We start from the raw sequence: 4267 nt of genomic DNA, 5'->3' as shown, positions 1-4267 counted from the left end.
AATGGTAAAAAATAACAGATAAATGACGAAAAGTGTTGACAAAACTGTATAAAATAGTGTATAGTCGCTATAGAAGCAGTATGAAAACAGGATAATAATAGTTTTCACCATGTGAACATATCATCTTGGATATCAGGCAGTTTCGTAAGCGGGATTATGTTATGCCTGAAAATACAGATACATATGATCAGCGATAACGTATACAGAGAAGTATGCAGATAAGTAAAAGAGAGATCTTTCTAACTGAATAAGCGGGTTGTGACGTAATGACCTGCGTTGTTTAATGAAGTGATGGAACTTCCGGAAATCTTATTTCTGGGGGTTTTTTGCGCTTTTACAGGATATTTTACTGCATAAGGAGCAAAAATATGATAGAATTAGATGAGAAAAAAAGGATTATTCAGGAGTTTGTTCCAGGAAAGCAGGTGACTTTGGCGCACCTGATTGCCAACCCGGATGAAGACCTGTATACGAAATTGGGTCTGGTTGACGGGCGCGGAGCAATCGGCATTTTAACCATCACCCCCAGTGAGGGTGCCATCATAGGTGCGGATGTAGCAACCAAAGCGGCAGATGTAAAGATTGGATTTGTGGACCGCTTCAGCGGTTCCTTAGTCATTACCGGAGACATCGCAGCGGTGGATGCTTCTTTGCATGAAATTATGAATGTGTTAGGGGACATGCTGGATTTCACTCCTTCTAAGATTACAAGAACCTAATGGTGACAGGAGTGGACATAGGATGAAGAAAGTAATGCTTGTAGGCAGGACATATGCCGGTAAAACCACGCTTTGCCAGTATCTTAGAGGTGAGGCACTTAAATATAAGAAGACCCAGGCAATTGAAATCCTGGGGAAAGAACTTATCGATACGCCGGGAGAATATTTGGAGAGGCGGGGGCTTTACCGGGCATTGCAGGTAACCTCAGCTGAGGCAGATGTGATCATCTTTGTGCAGGATGCTACTGCGGACGGCAGTATGTTTGCACCTATGTTTACATCCATGTTTACAAAGCCGGTTATTGGAATTGTTACTAAATGCGATGCGGCTTCTGAAGAACAGATCGCTCTTGCAAAGAAATATCTGGAAGGTGCAGGAGCAAAGACGATTTTTTTAACAAGTGCAGTTGCGGGAGAAGGTATGGAAGACGTTATTCAATACCTGGAGGATCACTAGAGTGTAAGCGGTCATCAGTGATCCGGACAGAAAGCATAATCGACAGAAGTAATGTGAGGTATAATGCGGAGGTACAAATGGAAGAATCAAAAGTAAGGGTGGTAATTGCAGATGATGAGCCGATTACCAGATTAGACCTGAAAGAACTGTTGGAGGATCAGAATTACGAAGTGGTCGGAGAAGCATCCGATGGCTTTGATGCAATTGAAGTTTGTAAGGCAGTAAAACCCGATCTGGTATTAATGGATGTGGAAATGCCTTTATTGGATGGGTTTTGTGCGGCAAAGGTATTAAAAGAAGAGGATATTGTGGATACAATCATGATGCTGACGGCGTATAGTGATAAGGAATGTATCCGAAAAGCAAAAGAGATTGGCGTTTCCGGTTATATTGTGAAACCGGTGGCGGTCAGGACGATGATTCCCGCTATTGAAGTGGCGCTTGCACAGAGTGCACAGATGAAGCAGTTGAAGCAGGAAGGGACACAGGCAAAAAAACAGCTGGAAAGCAGAAAAATTATTGAAAAAGCAAAAGGCTATATTATGCAGGAGAAAAAAATATCGGAGCAGGAAGCTTATGATTATATCCGGAGCCTGAGCCAGGCGAAAAAGCTGTCCATGAAGCGTGTGGCGGAAATGATACTGCTGAGGGCGGGGGGACATGCATGAGCTCCAGAATATATGAATTATGCAGGGAATACACGCCGCTTACCGATTCGGATATCGAAGTGATTGAAGCAATGCAGCCGAGCCTGCAGCTGATTGCAAATATGGTGGGATGTGACGTATTTATCGACTGTATTACAGAAGATATATCCACCGCCATTGTAATCTGTGAGGCAAATCCGGAAAATGTACCTTCTGCTTATGCCAAAAGTGTAGTGGGAATGCTTGCCCGAAAAGAAGATGAGCCAGCAGTAGAGCGTACAATTCGACTGGGAATTGGGACGAAGTATGTGAAGGCAGTAACCCAGGAGAGAACAGAAGTAATGCAGAATGTAGAACCTATTTTTAATGATAACCGCATAATCGGCGTATTGATAACAGAAAAACGTGCGGTAGAAGAAAACGAATCCATAGAAAATGAAAAGCCAAGACAGGTGAATGTATTTGATAATCTAATTCACGAATATGACTGGCTTATGCAATACATAGATGAAGCGTTAATTATGGTAGATGTTAAAGGAAAAGTCTGTTTCCGGAATATGATGGCAAAGGAACTTTATGCCAAGCTGGGATACGGCGGAGATATTCTGGAGATGCCATATGAGAATATTCTTTTACATCAGCCCGAGCGTGTATACCAGCCGGGAGAACTTGAGAAAACCGGAATTGAAGTTACCGTTGGGAAATATTTTCTCAGGGTCAAGCATATTCCCCTGGAGAAAAACGGGATACAGTTTGCGATTGTATTAAGTGATATTACACACTTAAGGGAAAAAGAAAAGGAACTGGTCAATAAATCCGTTGCTTTAAAAGAAATGCACCATCGGATCAAAAACAATTTCCAGATGATTGCCAGCATATTACGCATGCAGAGCAGAAGAAGTGATAATGCAGAGGTAAAGGAAGTGCTGGAGGATACAATTAACCGTCTCTTATCTATCTCCGTAACCCATGAGCTGATCTTACAGGGTGAGGATGATAATGTAAATATCTATGAGGTAGTAGAGAGTATCAAAAGAGATCTGCTAAGATCTTATATCTATCCGGATCTGGAAGTGAACATCGATGTCATCGGTGATGAGTTTAAACTAAATGCAGATGTGGCATCATCGGTTACGCTGGTAATCAACGAATTACTGCAAAACTCATTTAAGTATGCTTTTACGGATGTACCGTCCGGGCATATCATTATTGAAATTACCCACGGGAAGATGTATTCCCAGGTGAGTATCACAGATAATGGAAAAGGGTTCGCAGTGGACGAGGTGAAAAGAAAAAGCCTTGGTTTATATATCGTAGACAGTGTGGTGAGAGAAAAACTCCACGGCAAGTTTAAGATAAAATCGGGACCGGAAGGGACCAGAGCAAGTTTTGATTTTAAAATGTACAATTGAATAGGATGGTCCGATGGAGGGCTGTCTGAAAAAAGCGGTGAAGCTTAGGAGCAGAAAATTCTGCACCTGGGCTTTTTTCTTGTTAAAAGGGGACAACAAAGATACAGGATAATGGAGGCAGAACCATGCATGAAGTAATCTTAAGTGTGGGCATTGATATCGGGACCTCAACCACACAGCTGGTATTCAGTGAACTGACGATAGAAAATCAGGCAACCAGTTACACGGTTCCAAGAATCAGCATTGTAGATAAGAAAGTGATTTTCCGCAGTGAAATCTTTTTTACTCCTTTATTATCCCAGACAGAGATCGACGGGGAAGCGGTGAAACAGATTTTAGAAAGCCAGTACCAAAAGGCGGGAATGAAACCGGAGGATGTAAAAACCGGAGCAGTGATTATTACCGGGGAGACAGCCCGAAAAGAAAATGCAAATGTGGTGCTGGAAACGCTAAGCGGTCTGGCCGGTGACTTTGTAGTTGCCACAGCAGGACCGGACCTGGAGTCGGTATTATCCGGCAGAGGCGCAGGAGCGGACACGTTTTCCAAAGAGAAAAGATGCGTAGTAGCAAATGTTGATGTGGGCGGCGGTACCAGCAATATCGCGGTATTCGACCATGGAAGCCTGATTGGAACCACCTGTCTGGATATCGGAGGCAGGCTGATTAAAGTGGACAGGGAGACAAAGCGGATTACCTACATCTATTCCAAAATACAAAAGTTAGCAATGAATGAGGGGATTCCCATCTCCGTAGGGGATCTTGCAGATACAGCCAGGATACGAAGAATCTGTACTTTAATGGCGGATCTCATCGGACAGTCTCTTCACATCCAGCCAAAGAGCGTCTATTACAATGAAATGTTTACTAATGGAGGAAAGGGACTGAAAGAGGAAGTAATTCCCACAGCCGTCACTTTTTCCGGAGGCGTTGCAGACTATATCTATCAGGAAGCAGACAGCGACTTGTTCCGGTATGGGGATATTGGAATCATATTGGGACAGGAAATCAGAAAGCACTGCTTTTTGCAGCAGT

Annotated in this window: 5 protein-coding genes; all 5 read left to right on the top strand. The window is 43.1% G+C overall.

Going from position 1 to position 4267, the window contains the following annotated elements; genetic code table 11:
• The first annotated feature begins 368 nt into the window (after window positions 1-368).
• A complete protein-coding gene (eutS, locus tag ACH2DQ_RS28540) occupies window positions 369-719 on the top strand; it encodes an ethanolamine utilization microcompartment protein EutS (protein WP_027293621.1) in 351 nt (116 codons plus the stop codon).
• A gap of 22 nt (window positions 720-741) precedes the next feature.
• Window positions 742-1176, top strand: coding sequence for a EutP/PduV family microcompartment system protein (locus ACH2DQ_RS28535; RefSeq protein ID WP_394912529.1), 435 nt, complete (start codon window positions 742-744; stop codon window positions 1174-1176).
• Window positions 1177-1253: 77 nt separating this feature from the next.
• Window positions 1254-1844 carry an ANTAR domain-containing response regulator gene (locus tag ACH2DQ_RS28530; RefSeq protein ID WP_394912528.1) on the top strand — a complete coding sequence of 197 codons (591 nt, stop codon included), beginning with the start codon at window positions 1254-1256 and terminating at the stop codon, window positions 1842-1844.
• On the top strand, window positions 1841-3235 hold the full coding sequence (locus ACH2DQ_RS28525; RefSeq protein WP_394912527.1) for a sensor histidine kinase: 1395 nt from the start codon (window positions 1841-1843) through the stop codon (window positions 3233-3235). The genes ACH2DQ_RS28530 and ACH2DQ_RS28525 overlap by 4 nt, the downstream gene beginning before the upstream one ends.
• A 125-nt stretch (window positions 3236-3360) precedes the next feature.
• A partial coding sequence (locus tag ACH2DQ_RS28520) for an ethanolamine ammonia-lyase reactivating factor EutA (RefSeq protein ID WP_395028756.1) occupies window positions 3361-4267 on the top strand: 907 nt, incomplete at its 3' end.

The sequence above is a fragment of the Robinsoniella sp. genome (genome assembly GCF_034124845.1).
This window is presented reverse-complemented; position numbering and strand designations above follow the sequence as displayed.